Here is a 3,977-nt window from a genome sequence, read left to right on the forward strand (position 1 = left end):
ACGGGCAATGGGACGGCGGCCACCAGAGATTAACCCCGGCGTCATCGCCATTCTCGTGGATGCCCATCATTAGCGGCAGACGGTAGATAATGACGTTTGCCAGACTGCCAAACAGCAGCCCCAGCAGTAAAAAGAGCCCCGGCAGCCAGGGCAGCAACAGTTCCATGTCTTTTCGTTCCTTTTTCCTGCTTAAAACGAACCGCTGGCACCCATCGCAGCCAGTTTGTCACTCAGCGCAAAGAGCGCAGCGAAGACCCATATTACGCAACCTCCCAGCACCAGCGTGGACAGCGATTTCAGCAAACCGGAAAGCTTACCAATATAAATACGAATACTTTCGCGGGACTTATCTGACACCGCCATCAGCACTTCATTAAAGGAGGGCAGCGCAGCGTAAAGGCTGATGTTCAGCAAGGCTTCGGCATTAAGCAGGCCAGAGTTCAGCGCTTCGCCGTAGCTCATGCCCTTAGCCATTTTTTCCTGCATATCATTCAGGTGCCAGCGCAGCCAGCGGTTAGCGTTCAGGCCGATAATACTTAACGCATCATGCAGCGGGATTTTATTACGCAGCATCAGCGCCAGGTTGTTAAGAAATATCGAGGCGGAAAGCTGCTTATAGGTCGAAAACGGAATAATACGATCGAGATATTTATTACGCAGCGGACCGGCTACTTTGGACATCGCGATATTAATGACGATCACGGTCGCGATAAATCCACACAGAATATAGATCCACAGACCATTACATAACGCCATACCAAAGGTGTACAGCGCCTGGGTTACGCCGGGCCATTTAGAAACCGGCACCACGCTTTCAAAGGCCGGGAAAACTTTGGCGGCGTAACCGGCAATCACAATCAGCGACAGCACCAGCATAATAAGCGGAAACGTCACCGCGCCGACGATTTTCTGTTTTAGCTCGCTGTTGTATTTAATGACGTTAACCAGCGTCTTAAAACCATCTGCCAGACTGCAGCTGCGTTCTGCTGCGTTAATGACGCTCAGTTCCGAATCCGGCACAAAACCTTCAAATACCATGGAAATCGAGGTGGTGTTCGCCATCTTTGTGGTGAGCGCTTCCAGTCGCTTTGCAAAGCCATTTCCAAGTAACTGCTTACCCTCTGCGCGCAGTTTTTGTAACGCATCATAAAGCGGCAGCTCCGCTTCTATCATGTCGGCACAAAACTGGTAGAGGTAAATACGTTGCTTCTTACCGAATTTTTTCAACTATAACCTCCAGTTCTTCCTGAGCAACTCCGCCAAATTCCATTTGAAACCATGTGGCGCAAACCCGTCCGGTCAGCACCGCCGCCATGGTTTTTTCTTTAATCTCAAATCCTTCACTGAGGCTGGTGGTTTTAAAACGCTTGGCACGCCAGATGGTGTAAACCTTGAGCCATTTCTGTTCGGCAATGGCTTCCAGTTCGTCGTACACCGGCAGCAGGTACTCCATCACCAGCTGCCGCCCGCTGATACCGGTATGCTTACAGGCCGGGCATCCCGCCGCATTTTTTTCAAACAGCGGGAATTCGCGTCCGGAAATAACGTCGGTACGCAGGGGCACCTTGCAGTGCGGGCAAAGTAGCGGGATCAGTTTCTGGCATTGCAGCCCCGCGATAAAACCCGGCGTCGAGAGTTTATCGCTGGTGATCCCCAGCGCTGAAAGACGCTGCAACAGCGACACAATGTTCCCGGCGTGTACCGTAGTAAAACAGTAGTGACCGCTCTCTACCGCACCGGCCAGCGCGTTTGATGAAATACTGTCGCGGATCTCCCCCACCATCAGCACATCCGGATCGCGACGTAATGAAGATTTAATTGCCGAGTGAAAACCACCTGACTCGCCGCTTAATACCGAACTCTGTTTCGCGCCGTAGATCTGGTATTCCACCGGATCCTCCACGGTCAGGAAACAGCCGCGATTGTCATAACGGTGAATTTGCATCCACTCCATCAGGTTTTTCAGCGTCGTCGATTTACCCGATCCGGTCGTCCCGGCAATGATATAAGCGCCGTACGGGTTACTCAGAATGCGTTTGAGATCGACGATTTCCTCATCCGAGACGCCCAGCTTATCCAGACTGGCGACGCTGGCTTTATCAAGCCCCGACGGAATAATACGCAACACAGCGTGATAGCAATCGCTGGTTTCACCAAATACCGGATAATGCGCGTAACGGAAGCGGTAGCTTTTACCATCCAGCGAATAGAGAATATTCGCATTCTGGGCAATATTGCGGTTCCAGGTAGTGTCACGCGTACTGGCCTCAACGTTATAAAGCACGAAGACCAGTTCGTCGCAGCGTGACGCTTTCATCTGGATAAATGGACAGAGAACGCCGTTAATTCGCAGCTCAATATCCGCCACCATATCGTTACGCGTGATATGCAAATCGCTCGCCTTTAATGCTACGGCTTTTTTCAGTAACTCTTCCAGCGCGCGCTGTGTATTACTGGACTCCTGCTCCAGCAGCTTGTTTTCTGTGGAGAGCAGCTGCTCAACAATCTGGTAATAATTGCGTTCCGTAACCTGGGCTATGCCCTTGATCTGCAAATTATGCGTCACCAGCAGGCGGTGAAATACCGCCTGCATTGGAGCAAGATTATCAATAAGTGGTGTCGATACCAGCAACCAGGCTTCATCCGCATGTTCAGCAACCAGCATATCGCCGTCATACTCTTTAAATTGCCACTCCTGAGAATGAATATTCTCCTCGGTAAACTGGATATAATCTATCACTGACTAATAACCTCAACCGTGACTTCATCGCCCTGACGATGATGAGCAATATATTCATAACCGCCGTAACTAAAGCGTTTATTCAGTGGCACCATTTTTACCCCGCCGCCTTCACCTGAAATTGCGACGCGTTTCTGCCCGGCGATTTCAGAGATCAGCAACGCCCGTAACGCAGGTGCAGACGCGCCGGCTTCTGCAGGCTCATCGCTAAAATCAGTTTCCGCTGCGGTAAGAGGCGTTGCAGGCGCCGGAACAGAGGCGGCGTTGCCGCCGCGAAGTTTGCGTAGTTCGCTACGCAGTTTTTCCAGTACAAGCTGATTATTCAGTTCCCGATACTGCGTTTCGAAGCTGAAATCCTTCTCCATCAACTGGACGACATGATTTTGCATCGGCGAAGCCGCGCTTTCGGCTGTAGCCGCAGCTTGCCCTTCCACAACCTGCTCAGCGGGCTTTACTTCCGCCGTCTCTGCCGCATAGATCGCAGGCGACAGCGTCAACATCAACCCCGCAATAATTAATTTCCCTTTTTGCATGCCAGTCCTCCGGTAACAAGCGTTGATTTTTCTTTGAACTCTATAGATTTAATAATGAATGCATCGGCAAAGAGCTGTTTCTGTAACAATAGCGATACTTTCGTCATCGCCATTTCAGACGGTATGGTTATCGTCCAGTTAGCGAACAGCATGCCAAATGACATCACCGCATTTTTCAGCGCGGATTCATCATTTGCTACCGAAGACGCCGGGAAACCGTTCAGGGCAATTTCGTTATAGCTGCCGCCAAGGGAATTCCAGGTACTCAGGTAGCTTAAAACATCAGTACATACCGGCAGATCGACTGGCTTTTTATTTTTCCAGTCGTTTAACCACGGGTGATTATTCAAACCAGAAGGTATGCCAGTATAATCCAGACTGTTTTGAGAGAAGCTCGGTGAATAACTCTCTCCCCCCACCTGAATATCGGTCATAGTGAATATTTTTCCGGCATCAAGCTGATAGCTCAGGGAACAATCCTTACTATTACAAAGCATCGCTTTTGGACTAAAGCCCAGCATCGCCAGACGGTCATTCACCATAAGGAGTTGCGCTAACAGCTTATGGACATCCGTAATGCTGCCGCCGGTAAGCGAATCCTGATAAAACTTCTCAACGGATTTGATTTTCTGCTGGCGCGCCGCTTTTTCCCTTTCAATCTGCGCCAGACGCTCCTGTTCGGGTTTCCAGATGAAGTAGTAATA

5 protein-coding genes are annotated in these 3,977 nt (G+C 50.3%); all 5 read right to left on the reverse strand.

The features are described 5' to 3' along the window. A partial coding sequence (locus QRD42_RS00980) for a prepilin peptidase (protein ID WP_321988720.1) occupies positions 1 to 166 on the reverse strand: 166 nt, incomplete at its 3' end. 23 nt (positions 167 to 189) lie between these two features. After that, entirely contained in the window at positions 190 to 1,227 is a 1,038-nt protein-coding gene (locus tag QRD42_RS00985; RefSeq protein ID WP_321987991.1) for a type II secretion system F family protein, read from the reverse strand. Next, positions 1,211 to 2,548: an ATPase, T2SS/T4P/T4SS family gene (locus tag QRD42_RS00990; RefSeq protein WP_412176406.1), complete on the reverse strand. Its 1,338-nt coding sequence runs from the start codon at positions 2,546 to 2,548 to the stop codon at positions 1,211 to 1,213. The genes QRD42_RS00985 and QRD42_RS00990 overlap by 17 nt, the downstream gene beginning before the upstream one ends. A gap of 188 nt (positions 2,549 to 2,736) precedes the next feature. Next, a complete protein-coding gene (locus tag QRD42_RS00995) occupies positions 2,737 to 3,273 on the reverse strand; it encodes a hypothetical protein (RefSeq protein ID WP_321987992.1) in 537 nt (178 codons plus the stop codon). Next, positions 3,255 to 3,977: hypothetical protein (locus QRD42_RS01000; RefSeq protein ID WP_321987993.1), on the reverse strand; the 723-nt coding region annotated here is incomplete at its 5' end. The genes QRD42_RS01000 and QRD42_RS00995, both read right to left, overlap by 19 nt.

This window comes from Enterobacter sp. PGRG2 (genome assembly GCF_030291195.1).
In the GTDB taxonomy this organism is placed as follows: domain Bacteria; phylum Pseudomonadota; class Gammaproteobacteria; order Enterobacterales; family Enterobacteriaceae; genus Enterobacter_D.